Below are 26568 nucleotides of genomic sequence, written 5' to 3' on the forward strand. Positions count from 1 at the left end.
AAGATCCACCCGGGGAGACAGCGATCGTCGCGTATGGAACGCTGACCACCGATGATCGACGAAGTCACCCCTCGCTCCGCCCCGGCCGACCATTGGCGCCGGTGGTGGCTCATGCTGCTGGGGCTGACGATCGTCGTCGCGACGGGCCTGCTGGTGGGCCACACGCTGAGCTCGGACGCCGCCCAGGTCCCGGTGACCGCGCCGTCGGCGTCGCCGTCGGCGTCGGCGTCGGCGTCACAAGCGGCGCCGATCATCGAGAGCACGACGGCGCCGCCGGTTGAACAAAAGCCGCAAAAGCCAGGACCCCCGCCGGCGAAGGGCACCGGCAAGTTCGTGTACGCGATCCAGCGCGGGCCGGTCCTCGGCACCGGCGGCGCCCTCAAGCGCTTCCATGTGGCCGTCGAGCAGGGCAGCAACGAGGACGTGAACGCGTTCGCCGACGCCGTCGAGGCGACCCTCGGTGATCGGCGCAGCTGGATCGGGAGCGGTCAGATCCGCCTCCAGCTGGTGCCCGGCGCGGACCGGGCCGACTTCACGGTCTACCTGGCCACCCGCGTCACGGCCGGTGAGCTCTGCGAGCGTGGCGGCACCAACATCCGGATCAACGGCGTCCCGTACACGTCCTGCCGCGCGACCGGGAAAGCGATCATCAACCTGGACCGGTGGCGGCTCTCCTCGAAGCCGTACGTGAACGCGAAGGTGCCGTTGTCCACCTACCGCGAGTACGTGATCAACCACGAGGTGGGCCACGAGCTCGGACACCATCATGAGGGGTGCCCGAAGCAGGGCAATCCGGCGCCGGTGATGGTGCAGCAGACCCTCACCACGCGCGGCTGTACGCCGTACGCCTGGCCGCTCCTGAACGGCCGCCTCCTGGCCGGTCCCCCTAGATAGCTGCGGAAACAGCAGATATCACGCGTACGGGCGTGGCAGTCTCGGCAAAGTGACGGCCGGACGGCATCAAGCCGCCGGGACCGCTCTGCGCAGCGGCCCGGAGGAACCCCGTACGCCCGTCTGGGATCCCGCCCGGAACCCGCCGGCGATGAGCCGGACCCCGCTCGCCCGCCAGTTGCCCCCGGAGCCGGACCTCACCGACGAGATCCCCCCGCGCCCGGCCCGGCAGCGACGCCGGATCCTGATCGCCTTCGTCTACCTGCTGCTGGCCGTCGCCGTCCTGCTCGTCGGCCGTCTCGTGCGCGCGGATGAGCACGTAGACACCCTCGTGGTTCCGCCCGCCGCTCCGACTGCGCTGCCGCTGAAAACAGCGGAAAAGTCCGATAAATCCCCAAAACCAGCCGCCGGTACGAGCGGGCAGTTCGCCTACGTGACCGGATCGGGCCCGATTCTCGGAAGTTCCGGCCGCCTCCACCGCTTCCACGTCGCGGTCGAGAAGCCGGCCGGACCGGGCGAGCCCGCGATCTTCGCCGGGGAGATCGACCGCACGCTCGGCGATCACCGCAGCTGGATCGCCGGTCGCGTGCGCTTCCAACGGGTGCCCCAGGCCACGCGGGCCGACTTCACCATCTACCTGGCCTCCGCCCGTACGTCCGAGAAGATGTGCCGCTCCGGCGGCCTGGAGACCGACGGCTACACGTCGTGCCGGGTGCCCGCGAAGGTGATCCTCAACGACGACCGGTGGGAGAGCTCGATCCGCGACTACGGCGCGCCGCTGGGCACCTACCGCGCCTACGCGATCAACCACGAGGTCGGGCACCAGCTCGGGCACGGGCACGAGGCGTGTCCGGGCCGGGGGAAGCCGGCGCCGGTGATGATGCAGCAGACGTTCGGGCTGAAGGGGTGCGTGGCCAACTCCTGGCCCTACCTGAACGGGAAGCGGTATTGAACGGGCGCGGAAAATTCCCGTATCCCGCATGTCGGGCCGGTGGGCAACGTCATGGCTACGACGATGGCGAACGAGCAACAATGGCAGGCGATCCTTACTACCAACCCGGGGAGTGAACCGTGGCATTGCCCCCGCTCGTCGAGCCGGCCGCTGAGCTGACCATCGACGAGATCCGCCGCTACTCGCGCCATCTGATCATCCCGGACGTCGGGATGGATGGGCAGAAGCGGCTGAAGAACGCCAAGGTGCTCGCCGTCGGCGCGGGTGGCCTGGGCTCTCCGGCGCTGCTCTACCTGGCTGCCGCCGGGGTGGGCACGCTCGGCATCATCGACTTCGACACCGTCGACGAGTCCAACCTCCAGCGCCAGGTCATCCACGGCGTCTCCGACGTCGGCCGGCCCAAGGCCGAGTCCGCGGCGGACAGCATCCGGGAGATCAACCCGCTGGTGAACGTGGTCATCCACAACACCGCGCTGGACCGCGACAACGTCATGGAGATCTTCGGCCAGTACGACCTGATCGTCGACGGCACCGACAACTTCGCGACGCGTTACATGGTCAACGACGCGGCCGTGCTGCTCGGCAAGCCGTACGTCTGGGGTTCGATCTACCGCTTCGACGGTCAGGCATCCGTGTTCTGGGAGGAGCACGGTCCCTGCTACCGCTGCCTCTACCCCGAGCCCCCGCCGCCGGGCATGGTCCCGAGCTGCGCCGAGGGCGGCGTCCTCGGCGTGCTCTGCGCGTCGATCGGCTCGATCCAGGTCAACGAGGCGATCAAGCTGATCACCGGGATCGGCGAGCCGCTCGTCGGCCGGCTGATGGTCTACGACGCCCTCGAGATGGAGTACCGCAAGATCAAGGTCCGGAAGGACCCGAACTGCGTGCTCTGCGGGGAGAACCCGACGTTGACCGACCTCATGGAGGACTACGACGACTTCTGCGGCGCGATCTCCGCGGAGGCCGAGGAGGCGACCGTCGACGCGACGATCACCGCCCGCGAGCTCAAGGAGTGGCAGGACGCCGGCAAGGACGTCTTCCTGGTCGACGTGCGCGAGCCCGCCGAGTGGGAGATCAACCGCATCCCCGGCGCCGTGCTGATCCCCAAGGGCGAGATCCTGTCCGGCGAGGCGCTGTCCCGCTTCCCGCAGGACCGCCAGATCGTGCTGCACTGCAAGTCGGGTGTGCGCTCGGCCGAGGCCCTCGCGGCGATCAAGGCGGCCGGCTTCAAGGACGCCGTGCACGTCCAGGGCGGCATCGTCTCCTGGGTGAACACGGTCGATCCCTCGCTCCCGTCCTACTGACGAGCACGCTGGGGAGCCGCACGGCTCCCCAGCGGGTCTCCCAGGATGTAGCGTCACCAGTCGTGGTCGACATAGACGCTGCTATTGGGTATGTCGTCGCGCACGGCGACCCGGTGGAGCGTGCGCGGCTCTCCTACCTGCGCACGGGGCAGCCGCCACCCCCGCAGGTCGTCGAACGCATCGGGGACGGGCAGACCGCGTCCGGCGGCTGGCCGGCGTCCACCGACGGGGTGATTCCGTCGATCGATGCCACCTGCTTCCGCCTCAACGAGCTCGACGATCTGGGCGGCCTGCACGGCGACGTGGTCGATCGCGCGCTGGGCTGGCTGGCCTCGGTCCAGCGGCCGGACGGCACCTGGCAGGAGAACGAGTCGCTCGCCGCCGAGGCCCCGGCCTGGGCGATGCCGGGCGACCCCGAGGCCACCCTCTACCTGACCGCGGTGGCCGGCTTCTGGTTCACGGTGGCCGAGGTCGAGCTGCACCCGCACCTCGACTACGTGCCCAAGTACGCCGACACCCTCGCCGGGGCGGCCGGCTTCGTCATCTCCCAGCTGCGTCCCGACGGCACCTGGCCGTCGTTCCTGGCGACCGGCTGGCACGCCGCCGGCCTGCTGCACGCCCAGCAGTTCTTCTACGAGTCGGCCCGGGTTCAGCTGGTGCTCGGCGACCGCCTGCACGACATGTCGCCGGCCGACATCGCCTCGATGGCCGCGGCGCTGCGCCGGGTTCACCTCGGCGACGACTGGCTGTTCCAGGAGGCGCGCAAGCGGCTGGCCGCGACCCAGCGCACCGACGGCGGCTGGGACAGCGCCGAGGGCCCGATCTTCGACGTGAACACGACCCTCACGGTGCTGCGCGCCTGCCGCTAGGGCTATCGATACCGGAACCTGTAGTCCGCGTCGTTGTTGGCCGGCTCCGGGTCGGTGTAGCCGGTGTTCGGACGAAGGTGCACGGTGATCGGGGCGGACTGCCGCTGCTTGTCGGTCCGGGTGAACCGGATCGTCACGACCGTGCTCCGCTGCGGATCGACCGTGCCGCCGCAGGCGAAGTTGCCGCCGGTGTAGCCGACCGGCGGCCCGGCGCAATCGCCCTCCACGCCGCCCAGCTTCGTGCCGACCGGCATCGCGAACACCACGTGGTAGGGAACCGGCGACTTGCCGGCGTTACCGATGTCGATCTGCATGATCCCTTCGTCGCCGTTGAAGACGACCTCGGTGGTGGTGTGGCCGAGGCGCAGATCGTCGCTGGTCACGACCCGGGCGAACGCGGTCGGCCCGGCAATCTGCTCGAAACGGGCGCCGGTCCACCCGTACGTCCGCCATTGCGTTTTCATGAGAGGCGCCTGCTGGCGGACCAGGCAGCGCAGGGGCGCGGGATGGTCGCCGACCTCGACCGAGATCGCGCCGCTCGTCTCGACGCGCATGTCGCAGACCGCCTGGACCGTGCCGGTCTGCTGGACGACCTGACCGAGCGTGACGATTTTGCCCTTGGCATCACGATCAAAAGCGACGATTTGGTACGTGCTGGCAGCGTCCACGCAGGCATATCGGGCCACGGTCTCGACCGTCCCGTCGCCATCGACGTCCGCCTCGATCGTCTGCTCGAGATGGATCGACTTGGTGGCGCCGAGCGCGAGGGAGCCGTTGCGGAACTGGATCCAGCCGGACGGGCAGTCGCCGACGACGGCGTCCGGCGCCCAGTCCGGCAGCTCGACCGCCGCGTTGCCGAGGTCGATCGGCCCCGGTGACGCCGGAGCCGCGTCCGGGTGATCGTTGCCGGCGATCGCATACGCGGCCGCCGGAATCGCGACCACCAGCGCCGCGATCGCGACCATGCTTCGCCGGCGCCGCACCCTGGTGCGGACCGTGGCTGCCCCGGGTGACCGCACGAGCGGCCCCACGTCGTCCCGGAACTCCGCGAAGATGGTGGTGAGCGGATCGTCGAGGTCAGCCACGGCGAGCCCCCTTCTCGGCCTCGGTGAGCTGGGCGGCGAGGGCGGCGCGACCGCGGTGCAGCCAGGACTTGACCGTCCCCTCGGCCACGCCCTCCTGGGCCGCGATCTCGCTGATCGGCAGGTCGGCGAGGTAGTGCAGGATGACGGCGCGGCGGTGCTGGGGCGGCAGTTTCGCGAGCGCGGCGGCGAGGGCCACCCGATCGGGGCCGGGCTCGCCGCCCGCCGGCTCCTCGCGGTGGACGACGGCGAACCGGGCGGCGAGGCGGGCGCGGCGCCACTGGCTGGTGGCGAGGTTCCACGCGACCCGGCGCACCCAGGCGCCCGGTTCCTCCAGATCCGAGACGCGACGCCACCGGGTCAGGGCGCGGCAGAACGCCTCCTGCACCACGTCCTGGGCCGCGGCCAGGTCGCCGGTGTACGCGTACAGCTGGATCGTCAGCGGCCGGAAGTAAGCCGCGTAGAAATCCTCGAAATCAAGGCCCGACACGTCCCTTACACGCTCGGCGCGACCGGGCGGTTGCAGGGGAATTTCAGCGGGTGTGGCCGTTGCCGGTGACGATGTACTTCGTCGAGGTCAGCTCGGGCAGGCCCATCGGGCCGCGGGCGTGCAGCTTCTGCGTGCTGATGCCGATCTCGGCGCCGAAGCCGAACTCGCCGCCGTCGGTGAACCGCGTCGAGGCGTTGACCATGACCGCCGCCGCGTCGACCCGGGCCGCGAACCGGCGGGTCGCGGTGACCGACTCGCTCACGATGGCCTCGGTGTGCCCGGTGCCGTAGCGCCGGATGTGGTCGAGGGCGTCGTCCATCGAGTCGACGATCGCGACCGCGATGTCGGCCGAGAGGTACTCCTTGCCCCAGTCCTCGGAGATGGCCGGGACGACGTCGTCGCTGTAGGCCACCACGCGGGGGTCGCCGTGCACGGTCACGCCGGCCGAGACCAGCTCCTCGATCACCAGCGGCAGGAACGAGTCGGCGATGTCGATGTGCACGAGCAGCGACTCGGCCGTGTTGCAGGTGGACAGTCGCTGGGTCTTGGAGTTGACGGTGACGGCCAGCGCCTTCTCCAGGTCGGCGGACTGGTCGACGTACACGTGGCAGTTGCCCACGCCGGTCTCGATCACCGGGACCGTGGACTCCTCGACCACCGTCTTGATCAGGCCGGCGCCGCCGCGCGGGATCAGCACGTCGACCAGGCCGCGGGCGCGCATCAGCTCCTTGACCGAGTCGCGGGTGGTGGCGTCGAGCAGCTGGATCGAGTCGGCCGGCAGGCCCGCGTCGGCGATCGCCTTGCGCAGCACCGAGACGATCGCCGCGTTGGAGCTGAACGCCGAGCCGGAGCCGCGCAGCACCGCCGCGTTGCCCGACTTGAGGCAGATGCCGGCGGCGTCGGCGGTGACGTTGGGCCGGCCCTCGTAGATGATGCCGACCACGCCGAACGGCACCCGCACCTGGCGCAGCTCGAGCCCGTTGGCCAGGGTCGAGCCGCGCACCACGTCGCCGACCGGGTCGGGCAGCGCGGCGAGCTGGCGCAGGCCGTCGGCCATCGCCTCGATCCGGCTCGGGGTCAGCGTGAGCCGGTCGATCATCGCCTCGGACTGCCCGGCGTCGCGGGCGTTGTTCACGTCCACGGCGTTCGCGGCGACGATGTCCTCGGTGCGCTCGACCAGGCGGTCGGCCATCAGCAGCAGGGCCCGGTCCTTCTCGCCGCGGGTGGCGGCGGCCAGGTCGATCGAGGCCGCGCGCGCGTCGGAGGCCTGCTGCAGCACGGTCGTCATCGTGAGCTCCCTTGTGACTCTTCAGACTTGTGGCTCTTTAGAGAAGAACCAGGTCGTCCCGGTGAACGACCTCTCGTTCATATCCTGGCCCCAATGCGGCGGCCAACTCGGGGGTGGACCGGCCGAGCAGCGCGGGCAGCTCGACGGCGTCGTAGTTGACCAGGCCACGGGCGACCGGCGCGCCCTGGTGGTCGACGAGGTCGACCGGGTCGCCGGCGGCGAAGGAGCCATCGACGGCGGTGATGCCGGCCGGGAGCAGGGACTTGCGCCGGGTGACCACGGCGGTGACGGCTCCGGGGTCCAGGTGGAGGCGGCCTCTCGGGGTCGTGGCGTGGGCGAGCCAGAAGAGGCGGGCGGCGGGGCGTTTCTCGACGGCCTCGAACAGGGTGCCGATCTCGTCGCCGGCCAGGGCCTTTGCCGCCATCGGGGCGGAGGTCAGCACGACCGGGATGCCGAAGCCCGTGGCGATCTTGGCGGCCTCGACCTTGGTGATCATTCCGCCCGTGCCGACACCCGATTTTCCCGGCTTTTCCAGACTTATGCTGGTGAGGTCGTCCTTGCCGGACACGTGGGAAATCTGGCGGGACTCCGGGTTGTTCGGGCTGCCGGTGTAGAGGGCGTCCACATCGGAGAGCAGCACCAGGAGATCGGCGTCGACGAGCGCGGCCACGAGGGCGGCCAGGCGGTCGTTGTCGCCGAAGCGGATCTCCTCGGTGGCGACGGTGTCGTTCTCGTTCACGATCGGGAACGCGCCGAGATCGAGGAGCTTCCGGAGCGTGCGGTACGCGTTGCGGTAGTGCGCGCGCCGGGTGACGTCGTCGACGGTCAGCAGCACCTGGCCGACCGTCAGGCCAAATCGCGCGAAGCCCGTCGCGTACCGGCCGATGAGAAGCCCTTGCCCCACCGAGGCCGCCGCCTGCTGGGTGGCCAGGTCGCGCGGCCGCCGGCGCAGCCGCAGCGGCGCGAGACCCGCGGCGATCGCGCCGCTCGAGACCAGCACCACCTCGCGCCCGTTCGTGGCCAGCCCGCCGAGCACGTCGACCAGAGCGTCGACGCGCTGCTCATCGATGCCGCCGGCCGCCGTGGTCAGCGAGGAGGAACCCACCTTGACCACAATGCGGCGCGCACCGGTCACCACTTCGCGCACCCGACCCATTCTGCTCGGGTGGGACGTCCGGCCCACGCCGAGATCCCATATCGTGGCCCGGGTGACACCCCAGGAGTACGTCGAAGAGGTGCTGGCGCTCGTCGAGCGCATCCCCGAGGGCAAGGTCATGTCGTACGGGTCCGTCGCCGACGCCCTGTCCGAGATCTCCGGCCGCAACTCGGCCCGCCAGGTCGGCAACATCATGTCCCGGCACGGCGGCGGTGTCCCCTGGCATCGCGTCGTGACCAGCGCCGGACGGATGCCGCCCGGGCACGAGCAGGAGGCCCGGCAGCGGTTGCTCAGCGAGGGCGTCCCGCTGAAGGGTGATCATGTAGACATGACCCGAGCCCTCTGGATGCACTGATGGAAACCGGACAGCCCAGCCGCACGGCGTACAGCGCGGCGCGTTACCGGGCCGCGCACCAGCTCCTCGAGGATGGTGCGATTTTCAAAGACCCGTTTGCCGTACGCATATTGGGCACCGATTCCGCGGAGCTGCTGACCGACGGCCCGCGGCGCGGCATGCGTGTCTTCATCGCCGCCCGGCACCGGTTCGCCGAGGACGCGCTGGCCGCCGCCGTGCGTCGCGGGGTGCGCCAGGTCGTGGTGCTGGGGGCCGGGCTCGACACGTTCGGCTACCGCAACCCGTTCGACGGCGTCCGCGTCATCGAGGTCGACCATCCGGACACGCAAGCCTGGAAGCGGTCGCGCCTGCAGGCGGCGGAGATCGAAATTCCCTCGTCCGTGTCCTACCTCGGCGTCGACTTCGAGCGGGAGACGCTGGCCGACCGGCTGTCGCTGTCCTCGCCGGCCTTCTTCATCTGGCTCGGGGTCGTGCCCTACCTGACCCTGCCCGGCTTCCTGGCCACCCTCGGCCTGATCTCGGAAACCCCGGGAAACGAGGTGGTGTTCGACTACGCCCAGCCGCCGGCCTCGATGCCGCCCGCCCGCCGGGCCGCTCTGGAGGAGCGCGCCGCCCGCGTGGCCCGGATCGGAGAGCCCTGGCTCACGTATTTCCAGCCCCCGGAGATCGCCGACCTGCTCACCGCGCGCGGCTTCGGCGAGATCGAGGACCTGGGCCCGTCCCAGCTGGCGGCCCGCTTCTTCAACCGCCACGACGTCCCGCCCGACACCGCCGGCGGTCATCTCCTCCGGGCCGTGCGGGAGTAGCGCCTGCTGGCTCTGCTTACCTGGGCGCGCCTCCTCGCGGCCGTCAGATCAGGCCGATGAAGGCCGCGGCGCCGCGCATCTGGAACTCGAGGAAGCCGCGGCGATCGTCGTCGACCGAGTTGTTGAGCTGGCCGAACAGCTCGGCACTGACGGCCCCGGTGAGCTGGACGAACGCGGCCATCCCAGCGCCGATGAGCCGCGGTGGGATCCCGGCCCCGAACTGCTCGGCGACGGCGGCGAGCTCCTCCACGTACCGTCCGCTGATCTCCGGCTGCGGCCCGATCCGGCCGGCGGCGAACGCCTCGCGGATGATCGCGGCGATCTGCATGATCACCCGAATGGCCGACGTGATCGTGTCCTGCGGCGCCTGATAACCCGGCACCGGACTGCCGTAGATCAAGGCCCACTGGTGCGGCTGGGCGAGGGCCCATTCTCGTACGGCATGACCGACCGCAACGAGTCGATCAGCGAAACCGAGGTCTCCGGCCGCCGCGTTCGCGCGCTCGGCGGCCTCGCCCAACGAGTCGTATGCCTCGATGATCAGGGCCGTGAGCAGGTCATCCCGGCTCGCGAAGTACCGGTAGACGGCGGACGACGCCATGCCCATGTCGCGCGCGACCGCCCGCAGCGACAGGTTGGCGCCGTCGGTCACGAGGTGGCGGCGGGCCACCGTCTTGATCTCTTCGGTCATCTCGGCCCGCACCCGGGCGCGCACTCCAGAGGCCTTCATGCGGACCAGTGTGCCACAACGAGAGCACCGCTCTTGCTTTTCTCCTCAAGTCGTGTAACTGTTGTTCTCAACAGAGAGCGGTGCTCACAAAGGAGAACAGCAATGTCGACTCACGTCATCATCGGTTCCGGTCCCGTCGGCAGCGCGGTCGCGCAGATCCTGGCCGACCAGGGTTCCGCGGTTCGGATGGTCACGCGCAGTGGTGGCGGCCCGTCCCACCCGCGGATCGAGCGCATCGCCGCCGACGCGTCCGACGCTCGCCGCCTGACCGAGATCGCCGCCGGCGCCGAGACGGTGTTCAACTGCGCGAACCCGAAGTACACCGAGTGGGAGAAGCTCTGGTATCCCATGAACGACGCGATGATCGCGGCCGCCAAGGCCACCGACGCGGTCTACGTGATCACCGGAAACCTCTACGTGTACGGCCCTCAGCCCGGCGGCCGCTTGAACGAGAACACCCCGATGGCCGCCGTCGGCCGCAAGGGCAAGGTCCGCGTCAAGATGTGGCGCGACGCCCTGAACAGCGGCGTCCGCACGGTAGAGGTCCGGGGCGCCGACTACGTCGGGGCCGGCGCCGTGGGCATCTTCTCCTCGATGCTCCTGCCCGCGATCGCCAAGGGCCGCACCGCCTGGGCCCCCGGCAACCCCGACCTGCCGCACAGCTTCACCTACACCGGCGACATGGCCCGCACGATGGTCAAACTGGCCCGCGACGACCGCGCCTACGGCAAGGCCTGGCACGCGCCCACCCTGCCCGCCATCACGATCCGCGAGCTGGCCCACCGCTATACGGACCTGACCGGCCAGCCGCCGGTGAAGATCCGCCAGCTGCCCCGCTTCGTCATGCGGACCGCCGGCCTGGCCGTCCCCATGGCCCGTGAGATGGCCGAGATGGACTACCAGTTCTACGCCCCGTTCCACCTCGACAGCCGCCTGACCGAGGACACTTTCGGCCTGGAGCCCACCGCCCTGGAGGTCCCGCTGCGCGAGACGGAGGCCGAGGCCCAGTCCACGATGGCCCGCCGCATGAGCTGATCGCCCTCGCATAGCTCTGCTCACCGATACGCGCCGCCCAGATCGGGCCGCCCAGATCGGCCCGCCCAGATCGGCCCGCCCAGCTCGGCCCGCCCAGATCGGCCCGCCCTGATCGGCCCCGCCCAGCGCGCAGAGCCACTCCCCACCCACAGACGAGCCAGCGGCCCGGCGCTACGGCGCCGGGCCCGCTCGTGTGTTGCGGGCTTCCGTCCCCCGGTATCCCCTCGGCCGGCCTCGGTGCCGGTGGCCCTCAGAGCAGCAGGCCCACTCCCGCCCGGCGCGGGTCGCCCGCCGCGCCGGCCTGGCCGACGGCGTTCGCTCCGCCGAAGTAATGGTTGAGCCCGGACCACTGGTTGATCTGCCAACCCGCATCGGCCAGCGCGGCCAGCTCGTCCCTCGGGTAGCCGGGCTCGACATGCACCGTGTCGTCGACGACGTGGAACCGCGGGCGAGCGATCGCCGTCTCCATGTCGACGTCGTCGACCAGCACGCCGAGCAGGGTGTCGATCAAGGCGGTGCGGATGCGCGACGCCCCCGCCGAGCCCGCCGCGACCGCGAGCCGGCCGTCCGGATCGATCACCACGAGCGGGCACATGTTGGAGGACATCCGCTTCCCCGGCGCGAGGTCGTCCGTGATCAGCTCACCCTCGCCGAGCATCGAGTTGAGGTTGATGCCGAGCCCGGGCAGCCAGACCCCGGAGCCCAGCCCCAGCGTCGTCGTGATCACGCAGGCGTTGCCTTCGCCGTCCACCACCGAAACGTTCGTGGTGTCACCGATCTTCTGCCGCCCACGGTCGCGCAGGGCATCGGCCACGCCGACCGCACGCCCGGGCCGCGACAGGTCGGCGGGCAGCGCGCCGATCGTGTCGACCACCCGGTTGAGGTCGTGCCGCGCCCGCACCTCGTACCCGCCCAGCTTGGCCCGGTCGACGTGCGTCTCCACCACCTCGTACGCCGCCAGATCCCGCGGCCCCAGCGACCCGCCGGCGTCGCGCACCGCGTCGACCAGGATCGGGGCGAAGTCGCCGGTGTAGAAGATCGACGGCCCGACCACGGCCAGCGCGTCGAGCGCCGTCGCCAGCCCCGGATGGAACAGAATGTCGCCGTCCACCAACCGCCGCCCGTGCGGCGTGTAGACCGCGGCGCCCTCGCCCCAGGCCAGCGCCGGCGCGCAGGCGTCCAGCGTGCGGGCGTGCGCGTCGGGGATCGGCACCCCGGTCTTGGCCATCGCCGCCGCCGGCGCCACCACGTCGGCCCACGGCAGCCGCCCCCAGCGCCGGTGCACCTCGCCGCAGCCGGCCGGCACTCCCGGAACCGCCACGCTCGCCCCGCCGATCGAATACACCTGCGGCAGCCCGCCGAAGAACACGTCCACCGAGATCATCGGACCCGGCTCGCGGTCGCCGTCGATCCCCGGCACCGACACGAAGAAGTCGAGGCACGTGACCTTGCCGGTGGCCGCCTCAAAGTACGTGGCGAACCCGCCACCGCCCAGCCCCGTGAAGATGGTCTCGGCGACGCAGCAGGCGAGAACCGCGGCCACCGCCGCGTCGGCCGCCGTGCCGCCGTCCCGCAACACCCGCAGGCCGGCCTCCGCGGTGGCCGGATGGCTGGCGGCGACCCCGGCCGCAACGCTTTTCATGCGGCGAAGCGTAGGCGTAGGGGCATGATCGTGGTTAGCATGCGCGTCCATGACGACCGCCGGTCCCTCTCCGGAAGTACGCCAGGCCGGCGTGTTGCCACGCCGAGTGCTGGCTGGATACTCGCTGGGTTCGCTGGTCACGGGCGCGTTCGGCACCGTGCCCGGTTTGCTGCTGCTGCCTTATCTGACCGATACGTTAGGTGTTGCGGCAGGTGTGGCGGGATTGCTGGTCTTGCTGCCTAAGGCCTGGGACGTCCTGGTCAATCCCCTCGCCGGCCGCATATCCGACCGCCGCGGCGACCGCCGGCCGTTCCTGCTCATCGCCGGTCTCCTCCTCGCTGTCCTGTTCGCCGCGATCTTCGCGGGCCCGTTCCGCAGCGGCGTCGGGGCGGGCGCCTACGTGGCGATCGCCTTCCTCACGGCCGCGACCGCGTACGCCTTCTTCCAAGTCCCATACGTCGCCATGCCCGCCGAGCTGACCGACGGATACGACGAGCGCACCCGCCTGATGACTTGGCGGGTCGCGGTGCTGGCACTGGCGATCCTGATCTCCGGCGCACTCGCACCGCTCGTCGTCGACCAGACCGGCGGCGGAATCGGCGGTCACCGGTGGTCCGGAGTGTTCGTCGGCGTGCTCATCGCCGTGGGCACGCTCGGTGTCTACTTCGGTACCCGAAAAGCCGAAACCCACTCCGCCGGCGAAACCGAGCCCGACCTGCGCACCCAGCTACGGGTCGCCGCCGCCAACCGCCCCTTCCGCGCCCTCCTCCTCTGCTGGGTCATCCAGGCCGTCGGCATCGGCACGATGCTCGCCGGCGTCCAGTACTTCGCCGACCACGTCGTGCACGCCGACTCCGGCGCCACGTTCCTCTTCGCCGCCTTCGTCGGTCCCGCCCTTCTCGTCATGCCGCTGTGGAGCCGGGTCGGCGCCCGCTTCGGCAAGCCGCGCTCGCTGACCGCCGCCTCCTTGCTCTTCGCGGCCGGCGCGCTGGCGCTGCTCGCCGCCCCGGCCCTGCCGCCGGCCGCCATCTATCTGCTGGTGGCGCTCATCGGCTGTGGCTACGCGGGCCAGCAGGTGTTCGCCATGGCGATGCTGCCGGACTGCATCGCCTACGACACCGAGCGGACCGGCCGTCGCCAGGCCGGCGTCTTCACGGGGGTCTGGACGGCGGGGGAGACCCTCGGTCTGGCCCTCGGCCCTGGCATCTACGCATTGATCCTCCAAGTCTTCGGTTATGTCTCGTCGTCGACCGGCGAGGCGGCGGCGCAGGACGACACCGCCCGTCTGGGCGTGCTGCTCGGCTTCACGGTGGTGCCGGCCCTGCTGGTCGGCGCCGCCGTCCTTCTCCTCGGCGCCTACCGCGACGTTTCCCGGTGACGGTGGCGCTGCCCGGCCATCAGACACCCGGCGCGACGAGGGGCGGTAGCCGACTTTGGTCGATGGTTCCTCGACCTTCGGCAGCTGCCCGCAGCCGGCGCGGTCCGATAGCGTCGTCGCATGTTCGAAGCGCTGCCCGACAAGGGCGTCCCCGGTGAGCAGGTCCTCGACGAGCTCCGTGAGCTCCGCCGGGCCGACCTGCCCACGCACGGGGGCCGCCTGTTCGCCTACGTCTACGATCCCGCGCTCGACGGGCTCGACGAGCTGGCCCGGGCCGCGCACGCCGTCTCCGCCCACGTCAACGGCCTCGACCCGACCGCGTTCCCGTCGCTGCTCGCGATGGAAAACGCCTTGGTCGGCGCGGCGGCCAAGCTCCTGGGCGGCGGTCCCGAGACGGTCGGCAGCGTCACCAGCGGCGGCACCGAGTCCCTGATCCTCGCGGTGAAGGCCGCCCGCGACAGCCGGCCCGACCTGGCCGCCCCGCGATTGGTGATCCCGTCCACCGGGCACGCGGCCTTCGCCAAGGCCGCCCACTATCTGCGGGTCGCCCTCGACGTCGTGCCCGTCGGCGCCGACCTGCGGGCCGATCCGGCCGCCACGGCCGCCGCCATCACGCCCGACACCGTGCTCGTGGCCGCCTCCGCCCCGTCCTATGCGCACGGCGTCGTCGACCCCATCCCCGAGCTCGCCGCCATCGCGGCCGAGCGCGGCGTCCGGTTCCACGTGGACGCCTGTTTCGGCGGGTGGGTGCTGCCCTATCTCCGGCGCCTCGGCGCGGCGTTGCCCGACTTCGACCTGAGCGTTCCGGGGGTCACCAGCATCTCGGTCGACCTGCACAAATACGCGTACGCGCCGAAGGGTGTCTCGGTCCTGCTGCACCGCGACGAGTCGCTGCGGCTCCCGCAGTATTTCGCCTACGCCGGCTGGCCCGGCTACACGATGATCAACCCGGTCATCTCGTCCACCCGGTCGGGCGGCCCGATCGCCGCCGCGGTGGCCACGCTGCGCTCGATCGGCGACGCGGGCTACCTCGAGCTGGCCGAGCGCACCCGCGACGCCGTGACGGTTCTGGCGGCGGCGGTGACCGAGACCGACGGGGTGCGCCTGTTCGCCCCGCCGGAGACGACCGTGGTCTGTCTGGCAGCGGAGGACCGGGCGGCGGAGGACGGGGCGGCGGAGGACGGGGCGGCGGAGGACGGGGCGGCGGAGGTTCGGGCGGCGGAGGTTCGGGCATCGGACGATCCGGGGCGGGACGGCGGCGTACGGGAACCGGTTGATCTGTTCGTGCTGGCCGATGAGCTCGCCGCGCGGGGGTGGCATACGCAGCCGCAGATGGCGTTCGGGAAGATTCCGGCGACCATCCATCTCACGGTGACGGCGGCGGTGAGCGCTACCGCGCACGAGTTCGGTGGCGATCTCGGTGCGGCGGTCGCGGCGGCTCGGGCGCACGGGCCGGTTCGGTTGCCCGACGAGCTGGTGGCGGCCGCGGGGGCGATGACGCCGGAGATGATCACGCCGGAGCTGGTGGCCGGGCTGGCCGAGGGGCTGGGGCTCGGCGGGGGAGACTTCACCCGGATGGCCATGGTCAACTCGCTGCTCAACATCGCGCCGGCGGGGTTGCGGGAAGCGTTGCTCACCGGGTTCCTCAGTTTGCTGCAGCGGCCCGCGGGGGTGGCGCAAGCGCCCGGGCCGGGTGCGGCGCCGGTCACGGAGTAGGTTGACGTCGTGGCCGGTCTGCCAGGAGTGCTCGGGGAGCCCATCCGGTTCGTTCTGAACTGGGGGAGGCGCTATTCGCTCTGGGTTTTCAACTTCGGGCTGGCGTGCTGCGCGATCGAGTTCATCGCGTCCAGCATGAGCCGGCACGACTTCATGCGGCTCGGGGTCATCCCGTTCGCGCACGGGCCGCGCCAAGCCGACCTGATGGTGGTCTCGGGCACGGTCACCGACAAGATGGCGCCGGCGATCAAGCGGCTCTACGACCAGATGCCCGAGCCGAAGTACGTGATCTCGTTCGGCTCGTGCTCGAACTGTGGCGGGCCCTACTGGGACTCCTACTCGGTCACCAAGGGGGTCGACCAGCTCATCCCGGTCGACGTCTACGTGCCGGGCTGCCCGCCGCGGCCCGAGGCGTTGCTGCACGGCATCCTGCGGCTTCAGGAGAAAATCGCCGCCGAGCAGGCCGGCCCGGGCGGCGTGAGCCGCCCCGACCCGCTGACCGTCAACGGCGCCGGCGGGGCGAACAGCGCCGGCGGGGCGAACAGCGCCGGCGGCCCGAGCAGCGCTGGGGCGAACAGCGCCGGCGGCCCGAGCAGCGCTGGGGCGAACAGCGCTGGGGCGAACAGCACCGGCGGCCCGAGCAGCGCGGAGCCCGGGGCAGACGCGACCGTCACAAACGCGAGCGCAGACGACGCGGATCCAGGCGTGACAAGAGCGCGGGCGAGCGCAACCGGCGCACCCTTCTGGCGCGACGCTTCCTCTTTGACCGCCCCGATGGTCACCCCACCCGTGGCGACCGCCGACTAACCTCGCGTTATGACCGAACAGCCTCGCGCGGATTTCATCATCGACGTTCTGACCAGGGAATTCGGCGAGCTGATGGCGCTCGACCCGGCGGCGTTCCGGCGGAAGTTCCGGAAGATGGCGGCCTCGCCGTTCGCGTTCTACCGGGGTAGCGCCTCGCTCTTCTACGCCGACCAGGCCGGGGCCTACCGGGACGACAGCTTTCTCGACGAGCGGACCAGCCGGGTGTGGATCCACGGGGACCTGCACGCCGAGAACTTCGGCACCTACATGAACTCGTCGGGCGTGCTGGTGTTCAACGTCAATGACTTCGACGAGGCGTACGTCGGCCCGTTCTCCTGGGATCTCAAGCGGTTCGCCGCCAGTGTCGCGCTCATCGGGTATCAGAAGGCGCTCTCGGACGAGAACATCTCGGCGCTGGTCACCGCGTTTGCGCGCTCCTATCTGACCGAGCTGCGGGCCATCGCCACCGGTGGGGACGACGCCATCGGGTCGATCACGCTGGAGAACGCGGACGGTGTGCTGCGCCGGGTGTTGCAGGAGGCTCGCCTCAACACGCGGGTCGACCTGCTCGCGGGGCAGACCACGATCGACGACTACGAGCGGCGGTTCTCGCTGCTGGACGGGGTCTACGAGGTCGACGAGGCCACCGCGGCGAGCGTCGGGGAGGCGTTCGAGCAGTACCTGGGCACGCTGCCCGAGGTGACGAAGACGGCCGCCAACATCAAGGACGTCAAGCTGCGCAAGGGCGTCGGCATCGGGTCGGCCGGCCTTCCGTCGTACAACCTGCTGCTCGAGGGTCACACCCAGGCGCTGGAGAACGACGTCATCATCTACATGAAGCAGGCCCAGGTGCCGGCCGTCGCCCGGTGGATCGACGACGAGCGGGTGCGGTCCTACTTCCTGCACCAGGGGCACCGCACCGCCGAGTCGCAGCGGGCCCTCCAGGCGCACGCCGACCCGTGGCTGGGCTACACGGTGCTCAACGGGGTCGGTCAGCTCGTCGCCGAGGTCTCGCCCTACGCCGCCGACCTCGACTGGTCCGACGTCAACGAGCCCGACGAGCTCAACGGCGTCATCACCGACCTCGGCCGGGCCGTCGCCCGCATGCACTCGGTCGCCGACGACGAGTCCAGCCACGACCTGGTCGACTTCTCGACCGAGGAGGCCATCGTCGCGGCGGTCGACAAGGACGAGGCCGGCTTCGTGCAGCACCTGGTCGACTTCGCCCACCGCTACGGCGACCAGGCGCGCGAGGACCACCAGGACTTCGTCGACCTCTTCCGCAACGGAAGACTGCCGGGACTCTGAGCAAACGGCCTGCCCGGCCTCTACGCGACGCCGAGACCATAGGATGCTGCCATGACTCCCGAAGAGGTCGGCGAGCGCATGGTGGCTCTCATGGAGACCGAGGCGGAGGACGTCACGGTCACCGCGAGCGTGTCCGGCGGCGGGCCGGGCCACGAGCGCGCCGTCGTCGACGTGCCGGTCGCCCGCTGGTGGGAGGCGATCGGCACCGCCAAGCACAACGGCGCCCTCGGGTGCGACTACTTCGACTGGCTCTCCGCGGTCGACGAGCTCGACGAGGGCTTCTCGGTGGTCTGCCACCTCTACGCGACCCGCCGCAAGCACTCGCTGCTGATCCGCACCCGGGTCCCGCGCGACGAGCCGGTCGTCGAGTCGGTGGTCGAGCTCTTCCCGGGCGCCGCGTGGCACGAGCGGGAGACGTACGAGATGTTCGGGATCACCTTCGCCCGGCATCCCGACCTCAAGCCCCTGCTCCTTCCGCCCGGCTTCGAGGGCCACCCGCTGCGCAAGGAGTTCGTGCTCGCCGCCCGCGTCGCCAAGGCATGGCCCGGCGCCAAGGAGCCCGGCGAGTCCGAGCACGGCACCGCCAAGCGCGCCCCCATGCGCCCGCCCGGCGTGCCCGACCCCGCCGAATGGGGCCCGCAGGCAAAGAGAGCGGCCGAGCAAAAGGCCGAGCAAAAGGCCGAGCAAGAGAACGACCAAAAGAACGAGGCGGAGGACGACTAAGTGCCCCTCTGGCTAGAGCTGACCATCCGCGTCGTCGCGGTCGTCGTCGGCTTCCTCGTGCTCCCGCTCCTCGTCGGCCAGACCGAACACAAGGTCATGGCGCACATGCAGGGCCGCCTCGGTCCGATGTACGCGGGCGCCTACCACGGCTGGGCCCAGCTGGTCGCCGATGGCGTGAAGTTCGTGCAGAAGGAGGACATCACCCCGAAGGACGCCGATCGGGGCGTGTTCCGTCTCGCACCACTCGTCGCTCTGTTCCCGTACCTCCTCGTCCTCCTGGCCATCCCGCTCGGACCCGGAAGCCTCGTCGCCCAGCCCTTGGACATCGGCTTGTTCTTCGTTCTCGCCGTTCTCGGCGTCGGCGTGCTGGCCGTGCTCATGTCGGCGTGGGCGAGCGCCAACAAATACAGCCTCCTCGGTGGCCTGCGCGGCGCCGCCCAGCTGCTCGGCTACGAGCTCCCGCTGGTCCTGGCCGCGGCGAGCGTCGCGATGGCCGCCGGAACCCTCAGCCTCCCCGGCATCGTCGAGGCCTGGAAGCCCTGGTGGCTGGCCTGGCAGGCGCCCGCCGCGATCATCTTCTTCGTGGCCGGCCTGGCCGAGATCCGCCGCCCGCCGTTCGACATGCCGATCGCCGACTCCGAGCTGGTCTTCGGCTACATGACCGAGTACACCGGCCTGCGATTCGCGTTCTTCCTGCTCGCCGAGTACGTCGGCATCGTCGTGATCGCCGCGCTCACCACGGTCCTGTTCCTCGGTGGCTGGCATGGTCCCTTCGCAGATCAGCTCGGCTGGCTGTGGACGCTCGTGAAGATCTTCGCGCTGTCATTTGTGATCATCTGGCTGCGCGTCACGTACCCCCGCCTGCGCGAAGACCAACTTCAGCGTCTGTGCTGGCTGGTCCTGGTGCCGCTGGCCCTGGCGCAACTGATCCTCACCGCCGGGGTCAAGCTCGCGATGTAACCCGGGGGGTGTGCTCGCGCGGCGGCGACCGACGGGGCAGGATATGCGTTTGTGAGTGACGACGGGGAGCGGGGCACGCCTGGCAAGGGGCTGGTGCAAGGGCTTGCCGTCACGCTCAAGACGATGACCAAACGGTCGACGACGAGGCAATATCCCGACGTCGAGCCCGAGCTTCCCCCGCGCAGCCGCGGCGTGATCGCCCTGCTCGAGGAGAACTGCACCGTCTGCATGCTCTGCGCGCGCGAGTGCCCCGACTGGTGCATCTACATCGACTCGCACAAGGAAGAGGTCATCGTCCCCGGCGCCGCGCGGGCCCGTCAGCGCAACGTGCTCGACCGCTTCGACATCGACTTCTCCCTCTGCATGTACTGCGGCATCTGCATCGAGGTCTGCCCGTTCGACGCGCTGCACTGGACGCCCGAGTTCGAATACGCCGAGACGGACGTGCTCGATCTGCTGCACGACAAGAACCGGCTGGGCGACTGGATGCGCACGGTGCCTCCGCCGCCGGCTCACGACGTGCTCGGCGAACCCTCGAAGGAGGAGGCGACAGCCACGCGGAAGGCCGCGGGTCCGGGGGCGGCGAAAACGGCGAAGGTTAACGTACGCCGAGCGGCCACCCCGACCGCGGAGCCGCCGAACCCGGCTGCACCAAAACCGGGCGAACCCGAGGCGGGCAGTCCCGAAGCCCTGCACGGGCCCGGCAGCGAAGCGGCGGACCCGGAGCAACCGCGGTGACCGTGGCGGACGCGCTCATGCTGGCACTCGGCGTGATCGCGGTCGGCGCCGGCGCGCTCGTGGTCACCAGCACCCATCTCGTCCGTGCCGGGTTCTACCTGGTCGTGAGCCTGGGCGCGATCGCCGGCCTCTACCTGGTGCTCGGCGCCGAGTTCGTGGCCTGGGTGCAGGTGCTGGTCTACGTGGGCGCGGTCGTCGTGCTCCTGCTCTTCGCCGTGATGCTGACCCGCGCGCCGATCGGCCCGTCCCGCGATCTCGACCGTCCCGCCCTCCCGGCCGCCCTGATCGGCGCGGGTGTCGGCTTCGGACTCACCGCGCTGCTGGCCGACGCGTTCCGCTGGACCCGCTACGAGCTGCCCGAGACCGGCACCGCCCAGCGGGTCGGCGAGCAGGTCTTCGGCGCCTGGGTGCTGCCCTTCGAGGTGCTCTCGATCCTGCTGCTGGCCGCCCTGGTCGGCGCGATCGTGCTGTCCCGCCCCGACCTCGGCGCCCGCCCCGACCCCGACGCGGCCGGCGATGCGGCCGGCCCGACGCCCGGCCCGTCCGACGAGTCGGCCGCGGTGGTCGCCCGCCTCGAACGCATCGCCGCCCGCCAGACCGCCGCGCAGGCCCGGGTCCGGCAGGCGCACGCCGACAAGGTCGCGGCCGAGGGCAAGGTTGCGGCCGAGGGCAAGGTTGCGGCCGAGGGCAAGGTTGCGGCCGAGGGCAAGGTCGCGGCCGGTAGCAGGGCCGCAGCCGGGAGCAAGGCCGCCGCGACGATCGGGGCCGAGCCCGGCGAGGCGCCCGACCCGCAGCGGGACCGGGCTCGCGACATCATTTTCGGCGCCCACGAGGCCCGCCCGAAAGTCGGCGAAAATCTTGGGCCCGAGGCCAACCGCGAAGACGACGCCGGTGTCATAGAGGGGGAAAGCTTCCTCGTCGACGAGAGCAAGATGCTCCCGCCGGGGCGGAAGGCCCTGCCGCACGGGAAGCAAGAAGGGGAGGAGCAGTGATGCACGCCGTCATTCCGTACGTCATCGCCGCCCTGCTCTTCGGGCTCGGCGTCTACGGCGTCCTCCGCCGGCGCAACGCGATCCTCGTGCTGATGGCCGTCGAGCTCATGCTCAACGCGGTCAACCTGATCCTGGTGGCGGCCGACTCCACGGTGAAGGCCACCCTCTCCGGCGTGCAGCCCGAGGCCTGGGCGCACCCGGTCCCCGAGCCGCGGGCCGGGGCGATCTTCGCGCTGTTCGTAATCGTGCTGGCCGCCGCCGAGGTGGGTGTCGGCCTCGCCATCGTCCTGCAGTACTACCGGCTGCGCCGCGCCGTCGTCCTCGACGAGGTGGCGCTGCACGAGCACGACCACGAGCGGGTGGCCGGGTGAGCGCCGGGACGTTCGGCGCGCTCGTCCCGGGCGTGCCGCTGGCGCTCGGGCTCGGCGGCCTCCTGCTGCGCCCCGGCGACGACGAGGGGCACCACACGCCGCGACGCGTGGCCGCCGCCCTCGGCATCGCCGGCGCGGCGGTCTCACTCCTGGTGACGCTGCTGCTGTTGCTGACCGCGACCAAGCCGATCGTGTCGAGCGCACACTGGGTGAGCTTCGGCGGCATCGACGTCACGCTCGGTTTCTCGGCCGGCGTGGCGGCCCTCTACATCGCGCTCGCGGTCGGCGTGGTCGCGCTGTTCGTGCAGATCTACTCGGTGGCCTACCTGCACGACGACCCGCGCTACCCGCCCTACGCCGCCCAGGTCAGCCTGTTCACCGGCGCGATGCTGCTGGTCGTCACCTCCGGTGACCTGATCGGCATGCTGGTCGGCTGGGAGGTCATGGGCGCCTGCTCGTACCTGCTGATCGGCCACGACCGCCGGCTGCCCGAGGCGCCCGCCGCCGCGGTCAAGGCGTTCCTGGTGACCCGGGTCGGCGACGTCGGCTTCCTGCTCGGCATCGCGCTGCTGGTCGTCGACGCCGGCACGTCCCGGATCAGCGTGGTGCTCGCCCACGACTACTCGACCGGCACGCTCACCGCGGCGCTGCTGCTGTTGCTGGCCGGGGTGGCCGGCAAGAGCGCCCAGTTCCCGCTGCACACCTGGCTTCCCGATGCGATGGCCGGCCCGACCCCGATCTCCGCGCTGATCCACGCGGCCACCATGGTCGCCGCCGGTGTCTACGTGGTCTTCCGGATGTACCCGCTCTACGAGCAGTCCCCGGCCGCGCTCGCCGTCCTGGGCGTGATCGCCTCGATCACGATCCTGCTCGGCGCGCTGAGCGCGACCGCCCAGGACGACATGAAGCGGGTGCTCGCCTGGTCCACCGTGAGCCAGATCGGCTACATGACCGGCGCGCTGGCCGTCGGCTCGCCCGCGGCCGCGCTGTTCCACCTGCTCACCCACGCCGCGTTCAAGGCGCTGCTGTTCCTCGCGGCCGGCGCGGTGATCCACGCGGTCGGCACCAACTATCTGTCCCGCATGGGCGGCCTGCGCGAGCACATGCCGGTGACCTTCTGGTCGTTCGTGATCGGCCTCGGCGCGCTCGCCGGCGTGCCCCCGCTCGCCGGCTTCTGGTCGAAGGAGAACATCCTGACCGCGGCCGCCCACGCCACCGACGGCGGCGGCCCGGCCCCGGTCTGGGTCGGCTGGGTGGTGTGGCTGACGGCGCTGTTCGCGGTCGCGATCACCGCGTGGTACTCGATGCGCCTGCTGCTCTGCGCGTTCTTCGGCGTCTCCCGGGAGCACGGACCGGACGGCCCCGACTGGGAGGTCGGCTTCGACGACGCCCGCTACACGCCCCCGCGGTCGCCGCACGACCCGCCCGCCCTGATGCGCTGGCCGATCATGCTGCTGGCGATCCCGGCCGCGCTGCTCGGCCTGGCGGCGTACGCCCCCGGGTTCCGCACCGCGCTCGAGCTGGAGGAGCCGCACCTGAGCGTCGCCATCGTGCTCCCCATGGTGCTGCTCGTCCTCGGCGCCGGCGCCGCGTGGTGGCTGTGGCGCGAGGCGCCGGGCGCCGACCCGGCGGCCGCCCTCGGCCCGGCCCGGCCGTTCCTGGCCGCCGGCTTCCGCCTCGACGACGTGCAGCAGCGTCTCGTGGTCCGCCCGGTGCGCGCCCTCGCCGGCCTGGTCACCGCCGCCGACGTCGGGGTGGTCGACGCCACCGTCGAGGGCGCCGGCACCACCACGACCCGGCTCGGCAACCTGCTCGCCGCCGCCCACCGCATCGCCCTGCCCTGGGCCGCGGCCCTGGTCCTCGGCGGCGCCCTGGTGCTGGTCCTCTGGTTCGGAGCCGCCCCATGATCCTCTACCAGGTGATGCTGGTCGCGGCCCTCGCGCTGCCGGCCGTGGGCGCGGGCGTGCTCGCCCTGCTCCCGGCCCGCCTCGACCGACCGGCCCGGCTGACCGCCACCGCCTTCGCGGCGGCCACCCTGATCCCGATCGTGGTGCTGCCGTTCGCGCACGGCAAGGTCTTGTTCGTCGACCGGATCGACGGCTCCCCGGCGCCGGTGCAGCCGTGGGCCGAGCTCGACGTGTCCTGGGTGCCGGCCCTGCATCTCGACTTCCACCTGGGCGTGGACGGCGTCTCCTACCCGCTCGTCGCGCTGACCGGCCTGCTCACGCTGCTCTGCTGCGCGTACACGATATGGAAGGTCCCCACCCCCTCGCCCGGGTTCTCCGCGCCGTCCGGAGGACCAGGCGCCGGCAACGGCCCAGTCGGCTCCGCGCGTACCCTCCTGGCCCTGCTCCTGGTCCTGGAAGCCGGCATCCTCGGCACCTTCCTCGCGCTCGACCTGGTGTTGTTCTTCCTGTTCTTCGAGGTCGTGCTGCTCCCGATGTACGCGGTGATCGCCGGCTGGGGTGGTGAGGACCGGCGCCGGGCGGCCCGCAAGTTCGTGCTGTACACGCTGTTCGGGTCGGTGCTGCTCCTGCTCGGCGTCTTCACCGTGGCGACCAAGGCGGGCACCGGCGACCTGGTCACGCTGTCGGGCGGCGTGGGGCTGTCGAAGAGCACGCAGTATTGGGCGTTCGGCCTGTTCGCGGTCGCGTTCGCGATCAAGGCGCCGCTCTGGCCGCTGCACACCTGGCTGCCCGACGCGCACACGCAGGCGCCCACGGTCGGCTCGGTGATCCTGGCCGGCGTGCTGCTGAAGATGGGCACCTACGGCCTGATCCGGGTCGGCGTCGGCGTGGCGCCGGAGGGCGCGCACTGGGCGGCGCCGGTGCTCGGCATCCTGGCCGCGGCCGCGATCCTGGCCGGCGCGCTGATCTGTCTGCGGCAGACCGAGCTCAAGCGCCTGATCGCGTATTCGAGCGTCGGCCACATGGGCTTCGTGCTGCTCGGCATCGCCACGCTCACGGCCACCGGCCTGCAGGCCGCGCTGATCGGCAACGTGGCGCACGGGCTCATCACCGGCCTGCTGTTCTTCCTGGCCGGCGCGATCAAGGACCGGGCCCACACCGGCGACCTGGCCGACCTCGGCGGCCTGCGGGAGACCGCGCCGCGCCTGGCCGGCATCCTCGGCTTCGCCGCCATCGCGTCGCTCGGCCTGCCCGGGCTGGCCGGCTTCTGGGGCGAGGCGTTCGCCGTGGTGGCGGCGGTCGAGCGCGGCGGAGGCCTGTGGGTGACGCTCGCGGTGCTGGCCGCGATCGGCGGGGCGCTGACGGCGGCCTACTTCCTGCGGCTGCTGCGCAAGGTGACGCACGGCCCGGCGGCCGCGCCCGTCCCGCCTCTGCTGAGCCAGCCGTCTTTGGCCGGCGCCGAGTGGTTCGCCTGGGCGCCGCTGGTCCTGCTCACGCTGGCCGTCGGTCTGGTGCCGGCCCTGGTGCTGGCCGCCACCAGCGCCCCGGTCGCGGCCCTGACGGGAGTCGTCCGATGACGATCGACCACGTGACGCTGCTGCCGCTCTACGCGGCCTCCGGCTCCGCGATCCTGGTGCTGCTGGCCGACCTGCTGATCGCCCGCCGCCCGGCCGTCCTCGGCGCGCTGTTCCTGGGCGGACTGGCCACGGCGGTCGGCGCGATCGTCGCCGGCACGTCGCGCCCGCCCACGTTCTGCGCGGCCGGCAACTGCTCGTGGATCCCGAGCCCGACGGCCGTGGTCACCGCGGTCCTGTTCGCGGCGCTGACCGTCGGCGTGCTCGCGCTGTCGATCCCGTCGCTGCGGCTCGGCGCCGCGCCCGCGGGCGAGTTCTGCTTCCTGCTGGCGGCGTCGATGACCGGCGGCGTCGTGATCGGCTACTCGGGCGACCTGATCACCCTGATCGTCGGGCTCGAGACGCTGACGCTGCCGCTCTACATCCTGGTCGGCCTGCGCCGCTTCGCCCCGCGCGAGCCGGTCTCCACCGCCGGCGCCTCGGCCTCGATCACGTTCTTCCTGATCAGCGTCGTCTCGACGGCGATCGCCCTGCTCGGCGCCGCCCTCAACTACGCGGCCACCGGCGTCATCCACCTCGACCTCCTGGTCGCCGGCTTCGGCCCGCTCGCGGTGCTGGCCCAGGTCGGCGTGGCCCTGCTGGTGGTCGGCTTCGCCTTCAAGGTCGCCGCCGTCCCGCTGCACGCGTGGGCCCCGCCGACGTACGAGGGCTCGCCCCTGCCGATCGCCGCCTACCTGTCGACGGCCTCGAAGCTCGGCGGCGTGCTGGCCCTGGCCGCGATCGTCGCCCGCCTCGACGCCGCCCCGATCACCGCGGCCCTGGCCGTCCTGACGATGACGGTCGGCAACCTGGTGGCGCTGCGCCAGACCCGCATGGTCCGCCTGCTGGCGTGGTCGTCGATCGCCCAGGCCGGCTACATCCTGGCCGCCCTGGTCCTGGGCGCTTCCGGCGTCCGGGCCGCGGTCGTCTACGCGGTCCTCTTCATGGTCCTGGAGTTCATCGCCTTCGCCGCGGTCGTCGCCCTGCGCCCGGTAGCGGCCGACGGCGGCGACATCCAGTCCTACCGAGGCGCCGGCCGCCGTTCCCCGTGGCTGGGCGCCGCCCTGGTCCTGGCCTTCGCCGGCCTGGCCGGCCTGCCACCGGGCCTGGCCGGCCTGTTCGCCAAGGTCACGGTCGTCGACGCCCTGATCGCCAAGGGCTGGGGCTGGCTGGCCGGCTTGGTGGCCGTGAACGCCGTCATCGGCCTGGCCTATTACGTCCGAGCCACCGCCATCCTCTACGCGGCTCCGCCGAAACCCGGCATCCAGATCGTCGACCCCGACCTCCTCGAGGCGGCCACGCACCCCCGCCTGCCGGTGGCCCGCCCGGTGGCAGCGGCCCTGATCGTGGCGGCCGCCGCGGCGGTCGTCCTGGGCTTCGCCCCCCAACTGCTGTTCGACGCCCTCACCTGATCCGGCGGTGCGCGCCCGTCCTCGCGGCAAATAGTCTGCGGAGACA

Annotated in this window: 23 protein-coding genes and 2 pseudogenes; 19 read left to right on the plus strand and 6 right to left on the minus strand. The window is 71.4% G+C overall.

What is annotated here, in order from left to right:
* Positions 1–51 precede the first annotated feature (51 nt).
* From ACZ6TB_RS45800 to ACZ6TB_RS45815, 4 genes are all read left to right on the plus strand, one after another.
* Positions 52–894, plus strand: coding sequence for a DUF3152 domain-containing protein (locus tag ACZ6TB_RS45800; RefSeq protein ID WP_465567197.1), 843 nt, complete (start codon positions 52–54; stop codon positions 892–894).
* Between the two features lie 49 nt (positions 895–943).
* Positions 944–1843, plus strand: a complete 900-nt coding sequence (locus ACZ6TB_RS45805; protein ID WP_465567199.1) for a DUF3152 domain-containing protein — start codon at positions 944–946, stop codon at positions 1841–1843.
* A 119-nt stretch (positions 1844–1962) separates the two neighbouring features.
* A complete protein-coding gene (moeZ, locus tag ACZ6TB_RS45810; protein WP_465567202.1) occupies positions 1963–3144 on the plus strand; it encodes an adenylyltransferase/sulfurtransferase MoeZ in 1182 nt (393 codons plus the stop codon).
* Between the two features lie 62 nt (positions 3145–3206).
* On the plus strand, positions 3207–4013 hold the full coding sequence (locus ACZ6TB_RS45815) for a prenyltransferase/squalene oxidase repeat-containing protein (protein ID WP_465567205.1): 807 nt from the start codon (positions 3207–3209) through the stop codon (positions 4011–4013).
* A 2-nt stretch (positions 4014–4015) separates the two neighbouring features.
* Here ACZ6TB_RS45815 and ACZ6TB_RS45820 read toward each other — a convergent pair whose 3' ends face one another.
* Genes ACZ6TB_RS45820 through proB form a run of 4 tightly spaced genes read right to left on the minus strand, consistent with a single transcriptional unit; the run spans position 4016 to position 8149 of the window.
* Positions 4016–5098, minus strand: coding sequence for a hypothetical protein (locus ACZ6TB_RS45820; RefSeq protein ID WP_465567208.1), 1083 nt, complete (start codon positions 5096–5098; stop codon positions 4016–4018).
* Positions 5091–5585, minus strand: coding sequence for an RNA polymerase sigma factor (locus ACZ6TB_RS45825; RefSeq protein ID WP_465567210.1), 495 nt, complete (start codon positions 5583–5585; stop codon positions 5091–5093). Before ACZ6TB_RS45825 ends, ACZ6TB_RS45820 begins: the two co-directional genes overlap by 8 nt.
* Before the next feature lie 43 nt (positions 5586–5628).
* The gene (locus ACZ6TB_RS45830; protein WP_465567213.1) at positions 5629–6873 is read right to left on the minus strand and encodes a glutamate-5-semialdehyde dehydrogenase; all 1245 of its coding nucleotides are present in this window, start codon (positions 6871–6873) and stop codon (positions 5629–5631) included.
* Between the two features lie 37 nt (positions 6874–6910).
* On the minus strand, positions 6911–8149 hold the full coding sequence (gene proB / locus ACZ6TB_RS45835) for a glutamate 5-kinase (RefSeq protein WP_465567215.1): 1239 nt from the start codon (positions 8147–8149) through the stop codon (positions 6911–6913).
* On the opposite strand from proB, the gene ACZ6TB_RS45840 reads away from it, so the two are divergent.
* Together ACZ6TB_RS45840 and ACZ6TB_RS45845 are read left to right on the plus strand one after the other, a co-directional pair.
* Positions 8082–8384: an MGMT family protein gene (locus ACZ6TB_RS45840; protein WP_465567218.1), complete on the plus strand. Its 303-nt coding sequence runs from the start codon at positions 8082–8084 to the stop codon at positions 8382–8384. The genes proB and ACZ6TB_RS45840 overlap by 68 nt on opposite strands.
* Complete coding sequence (locus tag ACZ6TB_RS45845) at positions 8384–9190, plus strand: class I SAM-dependent methyltransferase (RefSeq protein ID WP_465567220.1); 807 nt, start codon at positions 8384–8386, stop codon at positions 9188–9190. Before ACZ6TB_RS45840 ends, ACZ6TB_RS45845 begins: the two co-directional genes overlap by 1 nt.
* A gap of 43 nt (positions 9191–9233) precedes the next feature.
* Here the strand turns inward: ACZ6TB_RS45845 and ACZ6TB_RS45850 are convergent, their stop codons facing one another.
* Entirely contained in the window at positions 9234–9920 is a 687-nt protein-coding gene (locus ACZ6TB_RS45850; protein ID WP_465567221.1) for a TetR/AcrR family transcriptional regulator, read from the minus strand.
* A 102-nt stretch (positions 9921–10022) separates the two neighbouring features.
* Between ACZ6TB_RS45850 and ACZ6TB_RS45855 the strand changes: the two genes are divergently transcribed.
* On the plus strand, positions 10023–10955 hold the full coding sequence (locus tag ACZ6TB_RS45855) for an NAD-dependent epimerase/dehydratase family protein (RefSeq protein WP_465567224.1): 933 nt from the start codon (positions 10023–10025) through the stop codon (positions 10953–10955).
* 250 nt (positions 10956–11205) lie between these two features.
* Here the strand turns inward: ACZ6TB_RS45855 and ACZ6TB_RS45860 are convergent, their stop codons facing one another.
* Positions 11206–12597: a gamma-glutamyltransferase gene (locus ACZ6TB_RS45860; protein WP_465567227.1), complete on the minus strand. Its 1392-nt coding sequence runs from the start codon at positions 12595–12597 to the stop codon at positions 11206–11208.
* 49 nt (positions 12598–12646) lie between these two features.
* Between ACZ6TB_RS45860 and ACZ6TB_RS45865 the strand changes: the two genes are divergently transcribed.
* From ACZ6TB_RS45865 to ACZ6TB_RS45920, 12 genes and pseudogenes are all read left to right on the plus strand, one after another.
* On the plus strand, positions 12647–13975 hold the full coding sequence (locus ACZ6TB_RS45865; protein WP_465567229.1) for an MFS transporter: 1329 nt from the start codon (positions 12647–12649) through the stop codon (positions 13973–13975).
* Between the two features lie 120 nt (positions 13976–14095).
* Entirely contained in the window at positions 14096–15691 is a 1596-nt protein-coding gene (locus ACZ6TB_RS45870; RefSeq protein ID WP_465567232.1) for a pyridoxal phosphate-dependent decarboxylase family protein, read from the plus strand.
* A 9-nt stretch (positions 15692–15700) separates the two neighbouring features.
* Positions 15701–16189, plus strand: a pseudogene (locus ACZ6TB_RS45875) (NADH-quinone oxidoreductase subunit B); the annotation flags it as partial.
* A gap of 318 nt (positions 16190–16507) precedes the next feature.
* Positions 16508–17806, plus strand: coding sequence for a DUF2252 domain-containing protein (locus ACZ6TB_RS45880; protein WP_465567234.1), 1299 nt, complete (start codon positions 16508–16510; stop codon positions 17804–17806).
* Positions 17807–17857: 51 nt separating this feature from the next.
* A complete protein-coding gene (locus tag ACZ6TB_RS45885) occupies positions 17858–18529 on the plus strand; it encodes an NADH-quinone oxidoreductase subunit C (protein ID WP_465567236.1) in 672 nt (223 codons plus the stop codon).
* Positions 18530–19489, plus strand: coding sequence for a complex I subunit 1/NuoH family protein (locus tag ACZ6TB_RS45890; protein WP_465567239.1), 960 nt, complete (start codon positions 18530–18532; stop codon positions 19487–19489).
* A gap of 123 nt (positions 19490–19612) precedes the next feature.
* Positions 19613–20227 (plus strand): 4Fe-4S binding protein, encoded by a 615-nt coding sequence (locus ACZ6TB_RS45895; protein ID WP_465567240.1) that lies wholly within the window; start codon positions 19613–19615, stop codon positions 20225–20227.
* A pseudogene (locus ACZ6TB_RS45900) lies at positions 20224–20763 on the plus strand (NADH-quinone oxidoreductase subunit J family protein); the annotation flags it as partial. The gene ACZ6TB_RS45895 and the pseudogene ACZ6TB_RS45900, both read left to right, overlap by 4 nt.
* A 455-nt stretch (positions 20764–21218) precedes the next feature.
* Positions 21219–21590, plus strand: a complete 372-nt coding sequence (gene nuoK / locus ACZ6TB_RS45905) for an NADH-quinone oxidoreductase subunit NuoK (RefSeq protein ID WP_465567242.1) — start codon at positions 21219–21221, stop codon at positions 21588–21590.
* Positions 21587–23497: an NADH-quinone oxidoreductase subunit 5 family protein gene (locus tag ACZ6TB_RS45910; protein WP_465567244.1), complete on the plus strand. Its 1911-nt coding sequence runs from the start codon at positions 21587–21589 to the stop codon at positions 23495–23497. The genes nuoK and ACZ6TB_RS45910 overlap by 4 nt, the downstream gene beginning before the upstream one ends.
* Positions 23494–25074 (plus strand): complex I subunit 4 family protein, encoded by a 1581-nt coding sequence (locus ACZ6TB_RS45915; protein WP_465567246.1) that lies wholly within the window; start codon positions 23494–23496, stop codon positions 25072–25074. The genes ACZ6TB_RS45910 and ACZ6TB_RS45915 overlap by 4 nt, the downstream gene beginning before the upstream one ends.
* Positions 25071–26522, plus strand: a complete 1452-nt coding sequence (locus tag ACZ6TB_RS45920) for an NADH-quinone oxidoreductase subunit N (RefSeq protein WP_465567249.1) — start codon at positions 25071–25073, stop codon at positions 26520–26522. The genes ACZ6TB_RS45915 and ACZ6TB_RS45920 overlap by 4 nt, the downstream gene beginning before the upstream one ends.
* The last annotated feature ends 46 nt before the right edge of the window (positions 26523–26568 follow it).

The organism is Actinoplanes sp. NPDC051537 (genome assembly GCF_055586105.1).